Source organism: Phytomonospora endophytica, assembly GCF_014202425.1.
In the GTDB taxonomy this organism is placed as follows: domain Bacteria; phylum Actinomycetota; class Actinomycetes; order Mycobacteriales; family Micromonosporaceae; genus Phytomonospora; species Phytomonospora endophytica.
In genome coordinates this window covers 87,430-106,891 of sequence record NZ_JACHGT010000003.1, presented here as the reverse complement: position 1 = coordinate 106,891, position 19,462 = coordinate 87,430, and the positions used below count along the sequence as shown (strand labels likewise).

Sequence of the window (19,462 nt, the reverse complement as noted above, 5' to 3'; positions counted from 1 at the left end):
CGACGCTATGGCCGCGAGGGCCCGCCCGCCTCGGGCCGCGGACCGGACCACGCCTAGGTCTTTGGACCTAGGACCATCAGCGCAGGCGGTGAGCCCGGCTCGTGCCTAAGCTGATCACGTGGGCGAACCTCAGGGCAAGGACGCGATACTGCGGGCGGTCAGCGCCGCCGTTCTCGCCGTGACGCGGCACCTGTCGGCGCACGAGGTCCTCCAGGTCATCGTGCGCTCGGCGCGCGAGCTGCTCGGCGCGCGCTACGGCGCCCTGGGCATCCCCGACGAGGACGGCGCCTTCGCCGAGTTCGTCGCCGACGGCATCAGCGACGAGGAGTGGGACCGGATCGGGAAACTCCCCCGGCAACACGGGATGCTCGGCGTCCTGCTGCGCGAGGAGAAGGCCGTGCGCCTCGACGACATCCGGGCCGATCCCCGCTTCGGCTGGTGGCCGCGGGCGCATCCGGTGATGGCCGACTTCCTCGGCGTCCCCATCCGCGACGGCGATGCCGTGCTGGGCATCATCTTCCTGGCCAACAAGGAGACGCCCGGCGGTTTCACCGACGAGGACGAGCGGCTGCTGGAGCTGTTCGCCGGGCACGCCGCGATCGCGATCATCAACGCCCGCCTCTACGAGCGCGGCCAGGAACTGTCGGTGATGGCCGAACGCGGGCGGCTCGCCCGCGACCTGCACGACGCGGTCGCCCAGAAGCTGTTCTCACTGCGGCTGACGGCCAAGGCCGCGGGCACACTCGTGCCCACCTCACCCGAACGCGCGGTCGAGCAGATCGCGCAGGTCGAACGCCTCGCCGGGGAGGCCCTCGACGAACTGCGCTCGGTCATCGTGGAACTGACACCACCCGACCTCGCCGCCGACGGCCTCGTCCGCACCCTCGTCAAACAGGTCCGCCTCCTCGACCGGCTGCATCCGTCCGAGGTCACCTGCGAGGCGGGCCCGGACGCGTCCTGCCTCCCGGCCGCCGCCGAGACCGTCGTCTTCCGCATCGCCCAGGAGGCGCTGCACAACGCGATCCGCCACTCGGGCGCCGACCGGGTCCGGCTGAGCATGTCCTGCGGCGACGGCGCCTTCACCCTCGTCGTCGCCGACGACGGACGCGGCTTCGACACCCGAGCCGCCGCCAACCGCGGCCTCGGTCTCCAGTCGATGAACGTCCGCGCCGCCGAACTGGGCGGGAAACTACGGCTGCGCACCGGACCCGACGAGGGCACCACGGTCACACTGGTGGTGCCCAGTGACTGACACCGCGCCCGCGACGATCCGCGTCGTCATCGCCGACGACCACCCGGTCGTGCGACAGGGCCTGCGCACCTTCCTCGAACTCCACGACGACATCACCGTGGTCGGTGAGGCCGCCGACGGCCGCGAAGCCGTCGACCTGGTGCACGCCCTCGAACCCGACGTCCTCCTCCTCGACCGCAAGATGCCGGTCCTCGACGGCCACGGCGTCCTCGCCGAACTGCGCGACGCCGCAGAGCGCACCCGGGCGATCATGCTCACCTCGGTCACCGACCCCCGCGACGTCGCCCCCGCGATGGCCGCCGGCGCGGCGGGTTTCCTCTACAAGGACGTCGCCCCGGACGCACTCGTCGCCGCGATCCGCTCGGTACACAGTGGACAGTCGCTGTTCGCGCCGGAGGCCCTCGCCGCGATGACCACCGCACCGGCCCCGGAAACCTCCGCCGGGCCGCTGACCCCGCGCGAACGACAGGTGCTCGCCCTCATCGCCACCGGACGGTCGAACCGGGAGATCGCCAGGGAACTGGTGGTGGCGGAGAAGACGGTGAAGACGCACGTCTCGAACGTGCTCACGAAGCTCGGAGTCGCCGACCGCACCCAGGCGGCGCTGTACGCCGTCCGGCACGGCCTGGCCTGAGCCTTCGCGGGCCGGGACCGGTGGAAGGCCGATCCCGGCCCGGCGGTCAGGCGGTCGTCGGGGACAGGGGCGTCTTTCGCAGTCCGGTCTTGGCCTCGGCGGACCCCGTCAGGTCGCTCTCGATCTCATCGGGATCGACCTCGGTGTCCTCCAGCATGTCCTCCGGCATCGCGTCGGCCATCTTCTTCATGGCGATCACGGCGACGCCGGCGGCGACCACGGCGGCCACCGTCACGCCTCCGATCACCGCGAGAACATTCCGCACGATCATGCGGCAACACTCCTCGGCTGGGAGATATGGGGGCGGGCCGACCGGCACGGCCGTCTGCGGCCGCGACGCGACCCGCCTCTCACGGTAGACCTCAACGGCGCCGCGAGGGCCCGGCCGGGCGAACCCGGCACGACAAACACCCGATCAGGGCGCGGCGAGGGGCTCCAGCACCTCCGCGGCGGCGAGGAACTCCTTGGCGAAGTCGCTGTCGCCGGCACCGCTCACCGACATCCACAACACCGTGTCGACCGCTCGTACGAACGCCCAGCCGCACGCCCTGCCGCGACCCACGCCGAGGCCGTCGGCGACACGGGTCACGACCTCCCAGGCATAGGCGGTGTCGGGACGTTCGGCGACCTGCTGGGCGATCAGGAAACCGGCGTCGAAGGCCCGCTCTCCCAGCAGGGGCTTCGGATCGATCAGCAGCCACGGTTCCCGCCGCGCCGCCAGGAAGTTGCCCAGATGGGCGTCGCGGTTGACCAGCCCCACCGGCCCATCGGGGACGGCGAAGGCGTCCAGCAGCTCCACGGCCAGGAACACCGGCCTCTCCCCCAGCACGTCACCACCCGGCCGCGCCAGCCGTTCCGGGAAGGTCCGCCGCCACCGGGCGACCAGCGCCGACACCTCGGGCAACGCGGGAAACCCCGGCGGGATCTCGCCCGGGACGCGCCACAGACGACGCAGGACACCCGCGGCGACTTCGGCGGCGCCGAGCCTGTCGGTCTCGTCGACCAGGGCGTTCCCCGGTTCGGCCCGCTCGATCAGCAGCGCCGCCCGCTCCGTGTCGAACGCGTGGAGGCGCACCGCCCCGTCGCCCGCATAGCAGTGCAGAGCCGTGGGCTCGGGCGCGTTCTCCTCGTCGGCGAGAGTCACCTTCAAGACCGCGCGGGAGCCGTCGGCGCGTCGCACGACCGGCTCGGCGTAGGAGTGGGTGCCACCGCCCATCGCCGGCCCGTCGGGGTCGAGCCCCCAGTGCGCGCGAAGCTCCATGACCTTCGCGGGAAGAGCGGCGAGCCAGTCGGCGGCGCCGAAGAAGCGCAGGACGTTCTCGCGGAGACTCTCGGGAACCGACACGCCGTGATCACCCATCGGATCAACATATCCAGCCGCGCCCGCCTGTGCGACCGTGGAGGGCGTGACCTCGAACCTCGCGCGCGTCCCCATCGGACCGGTCGTCAGCCTCACCACCGATTACGGGCTCGCCGACGGCTTCGTCGCCGCCTGCCACGGAGCGATCCTGGACACCGCGCCCGCCGCCCGGATCGTGGACGTCACGCACCTGGTCCCGCCCGGCGACGTCCGCCGCGGCGCCCACGTCCTGGCCCAGACCCTCCCCCACCTGCCGGAAGGCTCGATCCACGTGGCCGTCGTCGATCCCGGCGTCGGGACCGTGCGCCACCCGCTCGCTTTGGCCACGCCTCGCGGAGTCCTCATCGGGCCGGACAACGGGCTTCTGGTGTGGGCGGCCGCCGAACTCGGCGGGGTCACGCAGGCCGTGGCGCTGACCAACGACCGCTACCACCGCCATCCGGTCTCGCGGACCTTCCACGGCCGCGACGTGTTCGCTCCGGCCGCCGCGCACGTGGCCACCGGGGTACCGCTCACGTCGCTGGGCGACCCGCTGGACGTCCACCGCCTGTGCGAACTGCCCGAACCGGTCCTGCGCGTCGGCGAGGACGGTTTCGAGGCCGAGGTCACCTCCGTCGACCGCTTCGGGAACGTCCAGCTCGCCGCCGGGCCGGAGACACTGGACGCGCTCGGCGAGGCCCTCGACGTCGACGGCCGGCCCGCGCTGCGCGCCGACGTCTTCGCCTCGGCCGAGCCGGGCGGCCTGATCGTGCTGGTGGACTCGGCCGAGTGCGCGGCACTCGCGATCAACGGCGGGAGCGCCGCCGAGGCCCTCGGCCTCGCCGCGGGCGACCTGGTGCAGGTGCGGTCGCGGGAGGACTAGACCCCGGGCGGGGTCGGGGGGTTCATGCCGCGGTGCAGGTCGCGCATCTCGCCGAGCCCGGCCGCGAAGCCCTTGAGCCGGTCGGCGGCGTCGGTGAGACGCCGCACGACCATGTCCTCGCCGTGAACGGCACCGGGGAGGGTCCCGTTCTCGGCCATGATCTGGGCCGCACCGGCCACCATGGACTCGTAGGCCCGGACCCCCGATTCGAGCCGCCCGGCAAGCTGCCGGTGACCTTCGGCGAGAGCCGCGCGCTGTTCACGGGGTGCCACGGCGAGCGAGCGCTCCAGCCCACGGACCTGGTGGCAGAGACCGCGCAGCTGCTCCTCGACGTCGCTGACGTCGTCGACGGCCTCACGCGCGGGACCGTCGAGGCGGGAGATGATCTCGCCGTACGCGCGGCTCGCCGCCTCCAGGCGCTCGTAAGGGCCACCGGCCGCCGAACCACGGAACTGGGACTGCGTCCTCTTGCGATGCAGCACCCCGGCCGCGGCGTCGGCGACGTTGCTCAGCTCCCCGGCCAGGGTGTAGTGACCGTGCTGGGTGAGGCGGGCCGCCTCATCGGGCAGCGAACGCGACAGGGCCTTGTAGTCGAACCAGCGCAGCGCGGCCATGCCGATCGACGCGCCCGTCAGCGCGGCCCAGATGGCGTCCAGGCCGCCCAGGCCGGCGTAGGGAACCAGGATGGCGGTGGCGCCGCCGAACAGTCCGGACAGGACCGTCCAGCGCCGCGCCGCCCGGAAACGGCGCCGCAGCTTCTTGTAGGGCTTGCCCATTCCACCGAACGCCTGCCGTCGAAACGACCGGTCCATGACCATCGGGGCACCTTCTCGTCAGGGGTGGGCGCGGGCCGTCAGCCCGATGCGGCGTCCTTGTCCTTGTTGAGGCTCGCGCGGATCTCGTCCAGGCGGGAAACCGTCGCGGAGTTCCCGGCGGGGGCCTGCTCGCCTTCGCCGCTGCCGACCGCGGGGGCCAGCTTGTCGCCGGAGAGGCTCGCGCGGATCTGCTCCAGACGCGCCGAACCGGCCATGTCGAGCGAGGATTTCTGCACTTCCAGCATGCGGCCCTCGACGGAGTTCTGCGCCAGCTCCGCCCGGCCCATGGCCGAGGCGTAGCGCTGCTCGATCTTGTCGCGGACCTCGTCGAGCGAAGGAACGTTCTTGGGCGCGGCCAGCGCGCTCATCGATTCCAGGGAGTTGGCGATGGTCTCCTGCATCTTGGCCTGTTCGAGCTGGCTCATGAGCTTGGTGCGCTCGGCGAGCTTCTGCTGGAGCATCATCGCGTTGTTCTCGACGGCCTTGCGGGCCTGCTGGGCGGCACCGATGGCCTGGTCGTGGAGGGCCTTGAGGTCCTCCATCGACTGCTCGGCCGAGACCAGCTGCGCGGCGAAGGCCTGCGCGGCGTTCTCGTACTCGGTGGCCTTGGCCTCGTCGCCGTCGGCGCGGGTCTTGTCGGCGAGGACGAGCGCCTGACGGGCCGAAGCCTGCAGCTTCTCCACGTCGGACATCGTGCGGGAGAGCTTCATCTCCAGCTGGCGCTGGTTGCCGATGACCGCGGCGGCCTGCTGCACGAGTGCCTGGTGCTGACGCTGCGATTCCTCGATCGCCTGCTGGATCTGCACCTTCGGATCGGCGTACTGGTCGATCTTCGCACCGAACAGCGCCATCAGGTACTTCCAGCCCTTAGCGAACGGATTCGCCATCTCGCGGTCCTCTCTGGCTACCCAACACGTCTACGTCTATGTTGTCAGGCGCTCGCCACACCTACAACATCGCCCCGGCGTCATTTCGATGCGCCGGTGATGCCACTGCTGTCACGCGGCGACGCGGGCCTCGGGCACGGTGTGCCTGACGCGACGCTGCGGCGGGTGGGTGAGGGGACGCACGCGCAGCGCCGTCACGGTGGCGTCGACGCGCGGCGCCGTGGCCACGCGGGCGCGGCGGGCCTCGCGCATCTTCTCAAGGCGCTGGGAGTCCTCCACGCCTGCGACGGTGCGGCTGACCTCGCCGAGCACGTCGGACAGGCGCGTGTCGAGGGCTTCGCAGATCGAGGCGAGCAGTTCGCTGGAGGCCTCTTTGTGGCCCCGCTCGATCTCGGAGAGGTAGCCGAGGCTGACGTTCGCGGCCGTGGACACGTCCCGCAGCGTGCGCTGCTGGGCGCGCCGGCGTTTCCGCAGCGCCTCGCCGATTATCCGACGCAGCAGCACCATCGCCTGCCCCCTTCACTGTTACCCCGAAGCCGGGGTTGACCGCCACGGTACCGCGCGTTCACGCGTTCAGCACGCACCCTTGCCTCCCGTCGCCGCGAGCTCTCCGATGAGCAGCCGCAACGCCGCGTCGACGGCGTGGCGGCGGACGTCTTCCCGGGAGCCGGTGAACACGAGTGTCTCGGTGCGCATCCGGTCACCGGGTCCGGCCACCGCGAGACAAACCGTACCGGGCTCGTGCCCGCCGTGCGGTTCCGGTCCGGCGACGCCGGTGGTGCCGACGCCCCAGTCGGTCCCGAGCAGGGAGCGGACGCCGGAGGCGAGCGCGGCGGCCGTCTCGGGCGAGACGACGCCGTGCTCCTCGATGGTCTCGGCGGGGACGCCGACGACGCGGATCTTGATGTCGGCGTCGTAGGCGACGACGCCGCCGCGGAAGACCTTGCTGGCTCCGGGGGTGGTCACGAACGCGGAGGCGACCAGTCCGCCGGTGAGGGACTCGGCGGCGGCCACGGTCTGGGCGCGCGCCAGCAGCGTCTCGACGACGGCGGTGGTGCTCACGCTCGGGCGTTCCCTTCCTCGGTGCGCCTGCCTTTGCGGCGAAGCGCGATGACCCTGACGACGTAGTCGGCTCCGGTGGCGACGGTGGCGAGGAACGCGGCGGCCATGAGCCAGGGTCCGACGGCCGCGAGCGGCTCGGGCCACGGCCACAGGTACCAGGCGATCGCCGCGATCTGCAGAACCGTCTTCACCTTGCCACCGCGGCTGGCCGCGATGACGCCGTAACGGATAACCCAGAAACGCATCAGGGTGATGCCGACTTCCCGCACGAGGATGACCAATGTCACCCACCACGGGACGCGGTCGTAGACCGAGAGCAGCACCAGGGCCGAGCCGGTGAGGGCCTTGTCGGCGATGGGGTCGGCGATCTTCCCGAAGGAGGTGACCCAGGCGTTGGCGCGGGCGAGGTAGCCGTCGAGCCAGTCGGTGATCGACGCGACGAGGAAGACGAGGCAGGCGGCCATGCGCCAGCCGTCGTGGGTGAAGTCGGAGATGGCGCCGAAGGCGACGAAGACGGGGACGAGCAGCAGGCGGAGCGCGGTGATCGCGTTGGCGGGGTTCACCAGTGGCGCGGCGTGCACCGCGCCTCCTTCCCGGTCACCCATGCCGGGCCGGGGGCGCGTCGACCTTGGCGATCAGATCGACGCCGACGCTGTCGACGACGGTCGCGGCGACCAGGTCGCCGGGGCGCAGGTCACCGGTGTCGCCGGTCAAGGTGGTGGTGCCGTCGACCTCGGGCGCCTGGTGGGCGGCTCGGCCCTCGACGAGGAGACCGTCCTCGGCCTCGTCGTCGTCTTCGACGGTGTCGACCAGGACGTACACGGTGTCGCCGACGCGGTCGGCGGCCCGCTGGGCCGAGACCTCGTCGACGAGGGTGCTGATGATCTCGTAGCGCTCGGCGATGGTGTCCTCGTCGAGCTTCCCGGGCAGGCCGGCGGCCTCGGTGCCGTCCTCGTCGCTGTAGCCGAAGACGCCGACGGCGTCGAGGCGGGCGTTGTTGAGGAACTCGACGAGTTCGCCGAACTCCTCCTCGGTCTCGCCGGGGAAACCGACGATGACGTTGGTGCGGATGCCGGCGTCGGGGGCGTACTCGCGGATCTGCGCGCAGAGCTGGAGGAAGGACTCCACGGAGCCGAAGCGGCGCATGCGGCGCAGCACGGTCTCGCTGGCGTGCTGGAAGGACAGGTCGAAGTAGGGGGCCACGCCGGGCGTGGTCGCGATGATCTTCACCAGGCTCGGCCGGAGTTCGGCGGGCTGGAGGTAGGAGGCGCGGACGCGGTCGATGCCGTCGACGAGCGCGAGATCGCGAACGAGTTTGTCGAGCAGTCCGGTCTCGCCGAGGTCCTTGCCGTAGGAGGTCGTGTTCTCACTGACGAGGCTGATCTCGCGTACGCCCTCCCCGGCGAGCCAGGCCGCCTCGGCCAGGATCTCGTCGGGATGCCGGGAGACGAAGGCGCCGCGGAAGGACGGGATCGCGCAGAAGGTGCACCGGCGGTCGCAGCCGCTGGCGATCTTCACGTGCGCGACGGGGCCGTCGGCCAGGCGTTTGCGGAGCACTTTGAGGTGGGCGGGGGTGCCCTCCTCGGAGCGGTCGCCGTGTCCGGGGACGACGGCGGCGACGGCCTGTCGCGCGACCGGGGCCAGCGGCAGGAGCGTCCGGCGGTCCTTGGGGGTGTGGGCCGCGGGGTTCTCGCCGTTGAGGATGGCGTTGAGGCGCGCGGCGATGTCGGGGTAGTCGTCGAAGCTCAGCACGGCGTCGGCCTCGGGGAGGCTGTCGGCGAGCTGGTTGCCGTAGCGCTCGGCCATGCAGCCGGCGGCGACGACCTTCGCGCCGGTGTCGGCGGCGGCGAGGAGGGTGTCCACGGAGTCCTGTTTGGCCTGTTCGACGAAGCCGCAGGTGTTGACCATCACGACGTCGGCCGTGTCACCGTCGTCGGTGAGTTCCCACCCGTCGGCGGCCAGGCGTGCGGCGAGTTCTTCGGAGTCGACCTCGTTGCGCGCACACCCAAGGGTCAGTAGCGCGACACGGCGAGTTGCTGGTACAGACACCCCACGAGCCTAGCCGTCGGTCCCGGCGCGGGAACGATCAGCCGAGGGGACGTGTGTAATACCTCTTCTCCTCGTCTGCGTGGGTGTACCCGAAACCGGCCTTGTCGAGCACTTTCCGGCTGGCGTGGTTGCCGTGGTCGGTGCTGGCGATCACGGTGGTGAACCCGGCCACCCCGGCGGTGGCGGCGAGGAGCCCGTTGAGGGCTTCGGTGGCCACGCCCTTGCCCTGGAAGACGGGGACGACGCCGTAACCGACCTCGGTGCACCCGTCGTCGTCGGGCGGGCCGAACAGGCCGATGCCGCCGATGGTCTGCCCGGTGGCGGTCCAGGTGATCTCCCAGGGACCGAAGCGGCGGGCGTGGTCGTCGGTGGCGGGGTGTCCCAGGTACATGCGGGCCACGTCGACGTCGTCGGCGGGCGGGTAGCCCTCGGCCCAGTCCCGGTCGCCGGCGACGCCGTCGACCATGGCCTGGGCGCTCGCGACGGTGAAGGGGCGCAGGGTGAGGCGCTCGGTGGTGATCTCGATCGGGGTGTCGTTCACGGCAGGATCATAAGGCCGGCCGGGGGCCACCGGGCTCGCCCACCCGCCGAACTCAAGCCGCGCGCATGGTTCGCCCACCCATGCCGGGAACCCGACACCGGCGGCAGGCCGAGCCCGATCCCATACCCGCAAGACGGCTTCGTTCGCGCCGCCCAAACCAGCACAGGCCCTTAAAACCTCACCCACCAGGCCAGGGAACCCCGGCCGCAGCAGTGTCACCAAGGCCGAGCCTCGCTTCGCTCGCCCGCCCAGGCCGGGGACCCGGCACCGGCGGCGGGCCGAGCCCGATCCCCTACCTCTCAGGCGGTTTCGTTCGCGCCGCCCAAACAAGCACAGGCCCTTAAAAGCTCACCCACCAACACCGGGAACCCAAGACGCCGGACCCGCGAGCGTGAGCCTCGCTTCGCTCGCCCACGCAGGCCGGGGACCCGGCCGCAGCGGCCCGTCAAGGGCGAGCCTCGCTTCGCTCACCCACCCCGGCCGGGAACCCGGCACCGGCGGCGGGCCGCACCCGATCCCATGCCCGGCAGGCGGTTTCGTTCGCGCCGCCCAAACCAACACAGCCTCATCCGCCGCGGATCGTGATGAGTGTCCCTTCGAGTTCTTCGGGTTTGATGAGCACGTCGCGGGCCTTGGAGCCCTCCGAGGGGCCGACCACGCCGTGCGTCTCCATGAGGTCCATCAGTCGCCCGGCCTTGGCGAAACCGACCCGCAGCTTGCGCTGGAGCATCGAGGTGGACCCGAACTGGCTGTTGACGACCAGCTCGGTGGCTTGGAGCAGGAGGTCCATGTCGTCGCCGATGTCGGGGTCGATGTCCTTCCTCGGTCCCTCGGTGGCGGCTGCGACGTCCTCGCGGAACTCCGGTTCGCGCTGCTTCTTGGCGAACTCGACCAGGCTGGCGATCTCGGCGTCGCCGACCCAGGAGCCCTGGATCCGCTGTGTCTTGCTGGCCCCCATGGGCAGGAACAGTCCGTCGCCGCGTCCGATGAGCTTCTCGGCGCCCGGCTGGTCGAGGATGACTCGCGAGTCGGCGAGCGAGGACGTGGAGAACGCCAGCCGGGACGGCACGTTCGCCTTGATGAGGCCGGTGACGACGTCGACGGAGGGACGCTGGGTGGCGAGGACCAGGTGGATGCCGGCGGCGCGGGCGAGCTGGGTGATGCGGACGACGGCGTCCTCGACGTCGCGGGGGGCGACCATCATCAGGTCGGCGAGCTCGTCGACGATGACCAGCAGGTACGGGTAGGGGCGGTAGACGCGTTCGCTGCCCGGGGGCGGCTTGATCTGGCCGTTGCGGACCTTGCGGTTGAAGTCGTCGATGTGGCGTACGCCGTTGGCCGACAGGTCGTCGTAGCGCATGTCCATCTCCTTGACGACCCACTGGAGGGCGTCGGAGGCTTTCTTCGGCTGCGTGACGATGGGTGTGACCAGGTGCGGGATGCCCTCGTAGGAGGTCAGTTCGACCCGCTTGGGGTCGATGAGCAGCAGGCGCACCTCGTCGGGGGTGGCGCGGGCGAGGATCGAGCCGAGGAGCGAGTTGATGCAGCTCGACTTTCCCGAGCCGGTGGCGCCGGCGATGAGCAGGTGCGGCATTTTGGCGAGGTTGGCCAGGACGTAGCCGCCCTCGATGTCCTTGCCGAGCGCGACGACCATCGGGTGCGTGTCGTTGCGGGCGGTGGCGCTGCGCAGTACGTCGCCGAGGGCGACGTCCTCGCGGTCCACGTTGGGGATCTCGACGCCGACGGCGCTCTTGCCCGGGATGGGGCTGATGATGCGCACGTCGGGGCTCTTGACGGCGTAGGCGATGTTGCGCGAGAGCTGGGTGATGCGCTCGACCTTCACTCCGGGGCCGAGTTCGACCTCGTAGCGGGTGACGGTCGGGCCGCGGGTGAAGCCGGTGACGGCGGCGTCGACGTTGAACTGCTCGAAGACCTCTTGGAGGGCGGAGATGACGACGTCGTTGGCCTTGCTCCGCGACTTCGGGGCCGCGCCTTTCTTGAGGATGTCGAGGGGCGGAAGCCGGTAGTCGCCTTCGGGCAGGGGAGGCTGGACGGCCTTCTTGGGCGGGGTGCCGTGGTCGGGCGGGCGCCTGGTGTCGGGGACCTTGTCGGCGGGCGCGACCGGGAGTATCGGGTCGGGGTCGTTGGGCGTGTCGTCCTCGGCGGCGGCGTTGAGGTCGACGGGCTCGACCTTGGTCATGGTGTGCTGGCGTTTGCGGGAGGAGCGGCGCAGCCTCGGCTTGGGTTCGTCGTCTTCGGTCTCGGTCTCCTCGGCGGGCGGCGCGGGGGCGCGTCCGGTGGCGAGGGCGAGGAGGGCGCGCAGACGGTCGGGGATCTGGTTGACCGGGGTGGCGGTGACCACGAGGATCCCGAACAGTCCGATCAGGATCAGCAGGGGCACGGCGACGTAGGCCGACAGGGCCTTGTCGAGCAGTCCGCCGACGACGCGGCCGACGGCTCCCCCGGCGTGCAGCTGACCGTCGAGTGTGGTGGGTTTCCCGCCGGCGAGGTGGAGCAGGCCGACGGTGCACAGCCACAGCGCGGTCCAGCCGACGACGGCCCGTCCTTTGGCCTCCTCGTCGATGGAGTGCCGGAAGACGCGCACGGCGAGGACGGCGAACACGACGGGCAGCGCCAGCGCGGCGCCCCCGACGAGCCAGCGGACGGCGAGGCTCATGGCCTCGCCGACGATCCCGGCGGTGTCGAACCAGACGCCGACGGCGAAGACGAGCGCGAGCCCGAGCAGCAGGAGCCCGACGCCGTCGCGGCGGTGGGCGTGGTCGAGGTCGCGGGCGCTGGCGGCGCCTTTGCCGATGGACCGGGCGGCCCAGCCGAAGGAGCGGGCGATGCCCGTCAGGAGCGCCCCGAGGCCTTTCACGAGCACCTCGAAGGGCCCGGGGATCTGTGCCCTGGGTTTCTTCGCGGCGGACTTCGCGGGCCGACGCCGTGCCGCGGTGGTTCCCGTGCGGCGGCGTGCGGGCGCGGTCCGCTTGGTCGCGGTCTTCTTCCGCGTCGTGCTGCTCCGGCCGGCCATGCCCTTACCGTACCGATGAATGACACGCGTGTGCTTCAAGCTGGCGGCCGCGGTCCCGCGCCGTTCATCCCGGCAGGCGGTAGGACCAGGTCCGCAGCTGTTCGGCGACGGCGGTGGCCTGCTGCGCCTCGGCGCCGGTCCGGTGGCCGCGCTCGATGGCGGCGGCGAGGGCGGCGAGTTCGTCGGGTGGGAGCCTGCTGCGCTGGGTCGCGAGCGCGAAGCGGAAGAGTTTCCCGTCGGGTCGGCGTGTGCACAGCAGTGGCAGGACGGCGCCGGTGCGGCCTTCCCTGCGCACCTGGTGCTCGTCGAACCACACGGTGGGGACGGTCGCGAGGTCGACGCTGGTGCTGGTGAAGGCTCGTTGCATGGTCACGACCGTGCCGTCGAGGCGTACTCCGCCGCGCAGGACGGAGAGGGCGAGCCAGATGAGCCCGGCGACGACGAGGAGGTAGACGGCGCCGACGGCGATGACGGCCACCGTGAGTTCGCCTCCCGTGCCGGTGTTCTGGGCCGTGAGCGCGATGAGCGGCGTGGCGGTGCAGCACATCGCGAAGAGAGTGAAGATGACGACGACGGCCTTGGCGGCCGTCGTCGATCCGAGGCTGAGTTTCACGGCTTTTCTCCCGTCGCGACCTTGGAGCGCATCGTAGTGGGCCGACGCACTCGGCCGCGATCACTCGGTGGCGGTCTTCATCAGCTCCCGGAGTGTCGCCACGCCGTTCGGGTCGCCGGTGACGGTGAGGACGTCGTCGCCCGCCCGTCGCCACAGCCAGTAGAGGAGGTCGGAGGGCTCGGCCTGGATGATGGTCGCGGCCTCTCCTTCGGCGTCGATGACGACGCCTTTGGTGGTGGGCCGCACGAACCAGGAGCGGCCGCCTGCGCGCAGTTCGATGGTGGGCAGGTCCTCGTCGCGGAACTCGCGGTACTTCACCGAGCCCCAGGCCAGCATGATGTCGAGGACCTCGTCGACGCCGTCGGCGGCGAGTTCGGCGCCGACGGACGTGACGGGGACGCCGGTGGCGAGTTCGGCGTCGGCGCGGTGGACGGCGGTTTCGAGGGCCATGCGGCGGATCCAGAAGCCGACGGTCTGGTCCGGGTCGTACCAGGTGTGGGTCTCGTCGGCGGGGTCTCGCGCGTCGAACTCGGCGCGGAGTTCACCGAAGGCGCGGTCGAGGAGGGCCGGGGTCTCCTCGTGGCCGAGCGGGGGCGGCCATTCGGTCGGCATGGCTCCGGCGCGCATCGCGGTGACCTTGTGCAGGTAGACGACGGCGACGTGGCGGAGCAGCTCGTCGAGGGTCCAGTCGGGGCAGGTCGGGACGCGCCGGTCGGGGCCGGATTCGGCGTGCGAGCGCAGGAGCGCGTAGTCGACGGCGAGGGCTGCCAGGTGCGCGGAAGACTGCATGCGGGCAGCCTAGGAGGGGGCTGTGACATGTTCGCGTGCTCGGCGGCGGCGCAGCACGAGGTGGAGCGTTCCGGCCCATGACACGGCGACGACGGCGACGACCAGCCAGCGGACGAGGACCGTGCTGTCCTCGGGGTAGACGACGTTCTCGATGTAGGTGTCGATGAAGCCGCCCGGGTTGAGGCCCGCCTCTCCGGCCTTCGCGCGGAACTCGTTCTCCAGGTGGGTCAGCGGGCACACGACGGGGAACGCGATGGCGAGCAGGCCCCAGCACGCCATGGCCAGGTGCGCGAACCATGCCTTCGGCCATCGCCAGGCGAGGAAGCCGCCGACGGCGAGGTAGATGAGCACGGCGAAGTGCACGACCATGACGGCCTGTCCCGCGATCCGGTAGCCCATGTGGTCATGGTGCCGCGCCGGGCCGGGGTTCGGGGTAACGGTTCGGGTGCGGGACGGTTCGGTGGTCTCTGGCTCCCAGCGGACCGAGCAGCCACTCCCCGGTCGAGCCGGGCGCCTCGTCGAAGTAGAACGCGCGGATCGCCTCCATGAGCTCCTCGCGGGTCACGTAACCGTCTCCGTCGGTGTCGAGGCGGTCGAAGACGCCCCCGGCGATGGGTTCGGGGAGGCCCATGAGGGTGCCGGTCCAGCGGATGTGCTCGTCGCGGACGAGGCGGCCGTCGCCGTCGACGTCGGCGATGTCCATGATCGCGTCGAGGAAGGGGATGTAGCCCTCGTCGAAGCTCGCCGGGGTCTCCAGGAGGCCTGCGGCGAAGGCGTCGCGGTACTCGGTGAGGCTGATCTGCCCGTCGGCGTCGGCGTCGGTCACGGTGACGAGGTAGTCCCACAGGTCGAGCAGCAGTTCCATGAGGCGGACGCGCGGCGGGGAGTCGGCGGCGTGCCCGAAGGCCGCGCCCATCGCCGCCCCGGCGAGGGCGAAGTCGGTGCGTTCGATGTAGCCGTCGCCGTCGGTGTCATAGGTCTCGAAGCGGCGGGTGAGCTTGCGGTCGAGGAAGAGCGAGTGCTCCACGGTGAGGTCCTCCAGGCTTGGCCGAACCTGCAAGCCTAGGGGTCTGGGAGGTCCGCTTCACGGCGAAACGCCGGGCGGGAGGACGTACACCTCGCTGGGGGCGTCGTGGCGGTCGACGAGCCGGTCGAAGACGAGCCCGGCGCGCTCGGCGACCTTGCGGGAGGCGTGGTTGCCGGGCCGGATCAGCGCGACGACGGGTGTCCCGGGGATGAGGGCGCGGGCGGCCTCGATGGCGGCGAGGGCCAGTTCGACGGCGTAGCCGCGGCCCCACGACGTCGGCCGGAACCGGTAGTAGAGGTTGAGGACCGGGTCGTCGAGGAAGGCCCGGCGCACTCCCCCGACGCCGATCACCTCGCCTTCGCAGTTCTCGCGGACCATCCAGTAGCCGAGTCCGTCGACGGTCCAGCTCGCGCGCCAGAGGTCCAGTTCGGCGGCGTTGGCCGCGGGGTCGGCCGATGGTCCCGCCGGGTTGTGCGCGTTGGTCGCGGGGTCGCTGTGGAGTTCGTGGTGGGCCCGGGCGTCGGTGGTCTCCGGCGCGCGCAGGCAGAGCCGTTCGGTGTGGGCGTGTCCGGCGGCGCCCGTCTCCGGCCAGGTGGTGGTCACGCGGCGACGCTACCCGGCGACCGTCCACTGTGCATCGACACCGGATCCTCCACAACGGAGGTCACTGTCCGCATTCGAGTGTTAACGTCCCGTTGTCGCAGCCTGTCGAGTTCGGGGGACGAGATGACGACGGCCACCGCCGCGCAACCGCAGGCACCGCCGGTGCTGACCCGCGGCCGGATCAACGTCATCTTCGTCACGATCATCCTGGGCATGCTGATGGCGGCCCTTGACCAGACGATCGTCGCCACGGCTCTGCCGACCATCGTCGCCGACCTCGGCGATCCCGGTCAGATGGCCTGGCTCGTCACCGCCTACCTGCTGGCCGAGACCATCTCCACGGCCGTCGTCGGCAAGTTCGGCGACATGTTCGGCCGCAAGGTCGTCTTCCAGATCAGCGCGGTCGTGTTCATCCTCGGCTCGGCCCTGTCCGGGCTGGCCTGGGACATGACGATCCTCATCATCGGCCGCGCGATCCAGGGCGTCGGCGCCGGCGGCCTCATGGTCACGGCGATGGCGCTCATCGCCGACGTGATCCCCTTGCGCGAACGCGGCAAGTACCAGGGCGCCATGGGCGCGGTCTTCGGCGTGACCACGGTCATCGGCCCGACCGTCGGCGGCCTGTTCACCGACCACCTGTCGTGGCACTGGTGCTTCTACATCAACGTTCCCATCGCGATCGTGATGATCGCGATGGCCGCCAAGACGATTCCGGTGGTCAAGAACGCCGAGAAGCCGGTCATCGACTACCTGGGCCTGCTCCTGGTCGCCGGCGGATCCTCGGCGCTGATCCTCGGCCTCGAATGGGGCGGGGACGAGTACGAGTGGGGCTCGCCGGTCATCTTCGGGCTCTTCGCGGCCGCCGTGGTGATGCTGACGGCCTTCGTCTTCGTCGAGCGGCGCGCCGTCGCGCCGATCCTGCCCATGCACCTGTTCCGCAACCCGGTGTTCACGGTCAGTTCGATCCTCAGCTTCATCGTCGGCTTCGCGATGCTGGGCGCGATGACCTACCTGCCCACCTATCTCCAGTACGTCGACGGCGTCACCGCGACCGCCTCGGGCATCCGGACGCTGCCGATGGTGGTCGGGCTGCTGGCGACGTCGATGCTGTCGGGCATCGTGGTCAGCCGCACCGGCCGGTACAAGTTCTTCCCCATCGTCGGCACGGCCGTGATGGCCGTCGGTCTCTATCTCATGTCGACGATGGGCGCCGACGCCACGGTGTGGCAGGAGTCGCTGTACATGCTGATCCTCGGTCTCGGGATCGGCCTGGCGATGCAGGTGCTGACCATCGCCGTGCAGAACACCGTGCCGTACCACGAGATGGGCGCGGCGACCTCCGGCGTGACCTTCTTCAGAACGCTCGGCAGCGCCTTCGGCACCGCCATCTTCGGGACCCTGTTCACCAACAAGCTCAACCCGAGTCTCGCCGAGGCCTACGCCCAGTCGCCGGGCATCGACCCGGCCGTCGTGGCCAGTCCGGCGGCGCTGCACGCCCTTCCCGACGAACAGATCGCGCACATCGTCAAGGCCTACGCCGACACCATCGACTACGTCTTCTTCTGGGTCGTGCCGGTCGCGATCGTCGGTTTCGTCGTGGCCTGGTTCCTCAAGGAGGTCCCGCTGCGCGACAGCGCCCGTGCCGGCGCCACCGACATGGGCGAGGGCTTCGCCGCGCCCGACACCCGCGACGAGAACGAGCATCTCGCGCGGGCGGTCTCGCAGGCCATCAGCAAGGACCGCGGGACCATCGCCGAACAGATCCTCGCCGACTCCGGCAGCGAGCTCGACAAAGGACAGGCCTGGCTGCTCGCGCAGGTCCACATCCGTTCGCGCTGGCAGGGCGGCGCGCGGATGTCGGAGATCGGCGCCGCGCACCATCTACCGCCGCAGGTGCTGGCCCCGGCCTTCGCGGTGGCCGCCGCCGAGGGCTACGTCCGCGTCGACGGCGACAGCCTGACGCTGACCACGGTGGGCCGGGGCGAGATGGATCTGCTGGTCAACTCCTGGCAGGACTGGATCCACCGGCGCCTTGCCGACTGGAACAGCGTCGACGTGCGGGAGCAGGCCCGCTTCACCGAGGCCACCCGGAAGCTCGCCGTGCGGTTGCTCAACGAGGACGAGGAGAGGTTCTCCACGGCCGAGACCAGTCCGCCTACCGCCGGGAGCGGATGAGCACCTCGATGCCGTCGAGGACGCGCGCCAGGCCGAACTCGAAGGCCTCCTTCGGCCCGTCGGCGTGCGATTCGGCCTCGCCGGTGCTCATCACCGTCGGGTAGCGCTCGTAGGCGATGTACTTGTCGAAGACCGGCGCGATCTGCTCCCACCACTGGTCGCGGGTGAGGCCGGTGCGGCGCTCCTCCTGGATGACCTGCACGGCACCGCGGACGGCTCCGCCGACGAATCCGGTCACGAGGCTGATCACCGAGACCATCTCGGTAGGGGTCAGCCCGATGCCGGCGATCGCCGACAGCTCCGATTCGTAGGCGTCCATCTGGCCCGGCCCGACGAGGTTGCGCTCGGATCCGACGTCGACCAGCCACATGTGGCGGTGGCAGAGGTCCCAGCCGTCGCGCGCGACGAGTTCGAGTCTGGCCCGCCAGTCCCCTTCGGCGTCGCGGCGGTCCGGGCGCTCGCTCATGACCGCGTCGATCATCAGGGCGATCAGTTCGTCCTTGCCGGGGACATAGGTGTAGAGCGTCATGGCACCGACGCCGAGCCGCTCGGCGACCTTGCGCATGGACAGCGCGGTCAGTCCTTCGGCGTCGGCGAGTTCGATCGCCGTGCGCACGATCGCCTCGATCGTCAGGCCCTGTTTCGGCCCCCGGCTGGACTGCTCCCGCACTCCCCACATCAGTTCGAAGGTTCGTACGGAGGTCGCCTTGGGGCTCTCATCGCTCTTCATCGCTGCCCATCCTAGATCTTGGTACGGTGTACGATATCATTTCGTACACCGTACGGAGAGAATGGAGCCGCACGTGACCTCCCCGACCCGCGCCGTCCACGCCGAAGGGCTGACCAAGCGCTACGGCGGCAAGACCGCCCTGGACTCTTTCGACCTCACCGTCCCCGCCGGAACCGTGCACGGCCTCCTTGGACCCAACGGCGCCGGGAAGACCACGGCCGTGCGCATCCTCGCCACGCTCCTGCGCTTCGACGCCGGGCGCGCCGAGATCGCCGGCGTCGACCTGCGCCGCGACGCCCCCGGCGTCCGCCGCCGCATCGGCCTCGTCGGCCAGTTCGCCGCCGTTGACGAGATCCTCAGCGCGCGGCAGAACCTCTTCCTGTTCGGCCGCCTCTACCACCTGTCCCGCCCGGCCGCCCGGAACCGCGCGGCCGAGCTGCTGGAGCGCTTCGCCCTCACCGAGGCCGCCGACCGGCCCGTCGGCCGCTTTTCCGGAGGCATGCGCCGCCGCCTCGACATGGCCTGCAGCCTCATCCTCGCGCCGCGCGTCCTCTTCCTCGACGAACCGACCACCGGCCTCGACCCGCGCGGACGCGGCGAGGTCTGGGACTGCGTCCGCGACCTCGTCGCCGGCGGCACCTCCGTCCTGCTGACCACGCAGTACCTCGACGAGGCCGACCAGCTCGCCGACCGGATCTCCGTCCTCGACGAGGGGAAGGTCGTCGCCGAGGGCACACCCGGCGAACTCAAGGCCAAACTCGGCGGCGACCGCCTCGACGTCACCGTCCACGACGCCGCCGCGCTCGACCGGACCGCCGCGATCATGGCGCGCGTGACCGGCGGCGAACCGCAGCGCCATGACGACGGGCGGACGGTGAGCGTCCCCGTCATCGACCGGGTCTCGGCGCTGACCGAGGTCGTACGCGAACTCGACGCCGAGGGCGTCACGGTCGAAGACCTCGCCCTGCGCCGCCCGACCCTCGACGAGGTCTTCCTCCACCTGACCCGCTGACCGCACCCCCGAACGAG

General features: G+C 71.0%; 21 protein-coding genes. 5 read left to right on the top strand and 16 right to left on the bottom strand.

Features of this window, described 5'->3' with window-relative positions; all coding sequences use genetic code 11:
• Nucleotides 1–118: 118 nt before the first annotated feature.
• Both HNR73_RS06780 and HNR73_RS06775 read left to right on the top strand, forming a co-directional pair.
• A complete protein-coding gene (locus tag HNR73_RS06780; RefSeq protein ID WP_184786442.1) occupies nucleotides 119–1,252 on the top strand; it encodes a GAF domain-containing sensor histidine kinase in 1,134 nt (377 codons plus the stop codon).
• Nucleotides 1,245–1,886 (top strand): response regulator, encoded by a 642-nt coding sequence (locus tag HNR73_RS06775; RefSeq protein WP_184786441.1) that lies wholly within the window; start codon nucleotides 1,245–1,247, stop codon nucleotides 1,884–1,886. The genes HNR73_RS06780 and HNR73_RS06775 overlap by 8 nt, the downstream gene beginning before the upstream one ends.
• Before the next feature lie 46 nt (nucleotides 1,887–1,932).
• On the opposite strand, the gene HNR73_RS06770 is transcribed toward HNR73_RS06775, so the two are convergent.
• Both HNR73_RS06770 and HNR73_RS06765 read right to left on the bottom strand, forming a co-directional pair.
• Nucleotides 1,933–2,157, bottom strand: a complete 225-nt coding sequence (locus tag HNR73_RS06770) for a hypothetical protein (RefSeq protein ID WP_184786440.1) — start codon at nucleotides 2,155–2,157, stop codon at nucleotides 1,933–1,935.
• Between the two features lie 144 nt (nucleotides 2,158–2,301).
• Nucleotides 2,302–3,246, bottom strand: a complete 945-nt coding sequence (locus HNR73_RS06765) for an aminoglycoside phosphotransferase family protein (RefSeq protein ID WP_184786439.1) — start codon at nucleotides 3,244–3,246, stop codon at nucleotides 2,302–2,304.
• Nucleotides 3,247–3,292: 46 nt separating this feature from the next.
• On the opposite strand from HNR73_RS06765, the gene HNR73_RS06760 reads away from it, so the two are divergent.
• Entirely contained in the window at nucleotides 3,293–4,108 is an 816-nt protein-coding gene (locus tag HNR73_RS06760; protein ID WP_184786438.1) for an SAM hydrolase/SAM-dependent halogenase family protein, read from the top strand.
• Here the strand turns inward: HNR73_RS06760 and pspM are convergent.
• From pspM to HNR73_RS06695, 13 genes are all read right to left on the bottom strand, one after another.
• Nucleotides 4,105–4,920, bottom strand: coding sequence for a phage shock envelope stress response protein PspM (pspM, locus tag HNR73_RS06755; RefSeq protein WP_184786437.1), 816 nt, complete (start codon nucleotides 4,918–4,920; stop codon nucleotides 4,105–4,107). The two genes, HNR73_RS06760 and pspM, sit on opposite strands and share 4 nt — an antisense overlap.
• A gap of 41 nt (nucleotides 4,921–4,961) precedes the next feature.
• On the bottom strand, nucleotides 4,962–5,810 hold the full coding sequence (locus tag HNR73_RS06750; RefSeq protein WP_184786436.1) for a PspA/IM30 family protein: 849 nt from the start codon (nucleotides 5,808–5,810) through the stop codon (nucleotides 4,962–4,964).
• A 111-nt stretch (nucleotides 5,811–5,921) separates the two neighbouring features.
• Nucleotides 5,922–6,317, bottom strand: coding sequence for a helix-turn-helix domain-containing protein (locus tag HNR73_RS40625; RefSeq protein WP_184786435.1), 396 nt, complete (start codon nucleotides 6,315–6,317; stop codon nucleotides 5,922–5,924).
• 66 nt (nucleotides 6,318–6,383) lie between these two features.
• On the bottom strand, nucleotides 6,384–6,872 hold the full coding sequence (locus tag HNR73_RS06740; protein WP_184786434.1) for a CinA family protein: 489 nt from the start codon (nucleotides 6,870–6,872) through the stop codon (nucleotides 6,384–6,386).
• The gene (gene pgsA, locus HNR73_RS06735; protein ID WP_184786433.1) at nucleotides 6,869–7,477 is read right to left on the bottom strand and encodes a CDP-diacylglycerol--glycerol-3-phosphate 3-phosphatidyltransferase; all 609 of its coding nucleotides are present in this window, start codon (nucleotides 7,475–7,477) and stop codon (nucleotides 6,869–6,871) included. The genes HNR73_RS06740 and pgsA overlap by 4 nt, the downstream gene beginning before the upstream one ends.
• Complete coding sequence (gene rimO / locus HNR73_RS06730) at nucleotides 7,470–8,921, bottom strand: 30S ribosomal protein S12 methylthiotransferase RimO (protein ID WP_184786432.1); 1,452 nt, start codon at nucleotides 8,919–8,921, stop codon at nucleotides 7,470–7,472. The genes pgsA and rimO overlap by 8 nt, the downstream gene beginning before the upstream one ends.
• A 37-nt stretch (nucleotides 8,922–8,958) precedes the next feature.
• Nucleotides 8,959–9,462 (bottom strand): GNAT family N-acetyltransferase, encoded by a 504-nt coding sequence (locus tag HNR73_RS06725; RefSeq protein WP_184786431.1) that lies wholly within the window; start codon nucleotides 9,460–9,462, stop codon nucleotides 8,959–8,961.
• Nucleotides 9,463–10,027: 565 nt separating this feature from the next.
• Nucleotides 10,028–12,496, bottom strand: a complete 2,469-nt coding sequence (locus tag HNR73_RS06720; protein WP_184786430.1) for a DNA translocase FtsK — start codon at nucleotides 12,494–12,496, stop codon at nucleotides 10,028–10,030.
• Nucleotides 12,497–12,560: 64 nt separating this feature from the next.
• A complete protein-coding gene (locus tag HNR73_RS06715; protein ID WP_184786429.1) occupies nucleotides 12,561–13,109 on the bottom strand; it encodes a hypothetical protein in 549 nt (182 codons plus the stop codon).
• A gap of 60 nt (nucleotides 13,110–13,169) precedes the next feature.
• A complete protein-coding gene (locus HNR73_RS06710; protein WP_184786428.1) occupies nucleotides 13,170–13,898 on the bottom strand; it encodes a maleylpyruvate isomerase family mycothiol-dependent enzyme in 729 nt (242 codons plus the stop codon).
• A gap of 9 nt (nucleotides 13,899–13,907) precedes the next feature.
• On the bottom strand, nucleotides 13,908–14,297 hold the full coding sequence (locus tag HNR73_RS06705; protein WP_184786427.1) for a DUF2784 domain-containing protein: 390 nt from the start codon (nucleotides 14,295–14,297) through the stop codon (nucleotides 13,908–13,910).
• 4 nt (nucleotides 14,298–14,301) lie between these two features.
• Nucleotides 14,302–14,925 (bottom strand): EF-hand domain-containing protein, encoded by a 624-nt coding sequence (locus tag HNR73_RS06700; protein WP_184786426.1) that lies wholly within the window; start codon nucleotides 14,923–14,925, stop codon nucleotides 14,302–14,304.
• A gap of 57 nt (nucleotides 14,926–14,982) precedes the next feature.
• Nucleotides 14,983–15,528 (bottom strand): GNAT family N-acetyltransferase, encoded by a 546-nt coding sequence (locus tag HNR73_RS06695; protein ID WP_203685896.1) that lies wholly within the window; start codon nucleotides 15,526–15,528, stop codon nucleotides 14,983–14,985.
• A gap of 123 nt (nucleotides 15,529–15,651) precedes the next feature.
• Here HNR73_RS06695 and HNR73_RS06690 point away from each other — a divergent pair, with 123 nt between their 5' ends.
• On the top strand, nucleotides 15,652–17,703 hold the full coding sequence (locus HNR73_RS06690) for an MDR family MFS transporter (protein ID WP_184786425.1): 2,052 nt from the start codon (nucleotides 15,652–15,654) through the stop codon (nucleotides 17,701–17,703).
• Here HNR73_RS06690 and HNR73_RS06685 read toward each other — a convergent pair.
• A complete protein-coding gene (locus HNR73_RS06685; protein WP_184786424.1) occupies nucleotides 17,684–18,433 on the bottom strand; it encodes a TetR/AcrR family transcriptional regulator in 750 nt (249 codons plus the stop codon). The two genes, HNR73_RS06690 and HNR73_RS06685, sit on opposite strands and share 20 nt — an antisense overlap.
• Before the next feature lie 73 nt (nucleotides 18,434–18,506).
• On the opposite strand from HNR73_RS06685, the gene HNR73_RS06680 reads away from it, so the two are divergent.
• Entirely contained in the window at nucleotides 18,507–19,445 is a 939-nt protein-coding gene (locus HNR73_RS06680) for an ATP-binding cassette domain-containing protein (RefSeq protein WP_239121995.1), read from the top strand.
• The last annotated feature ends 17 nt before the right edge of the window (nucleotides 19,446–19,462 follow it).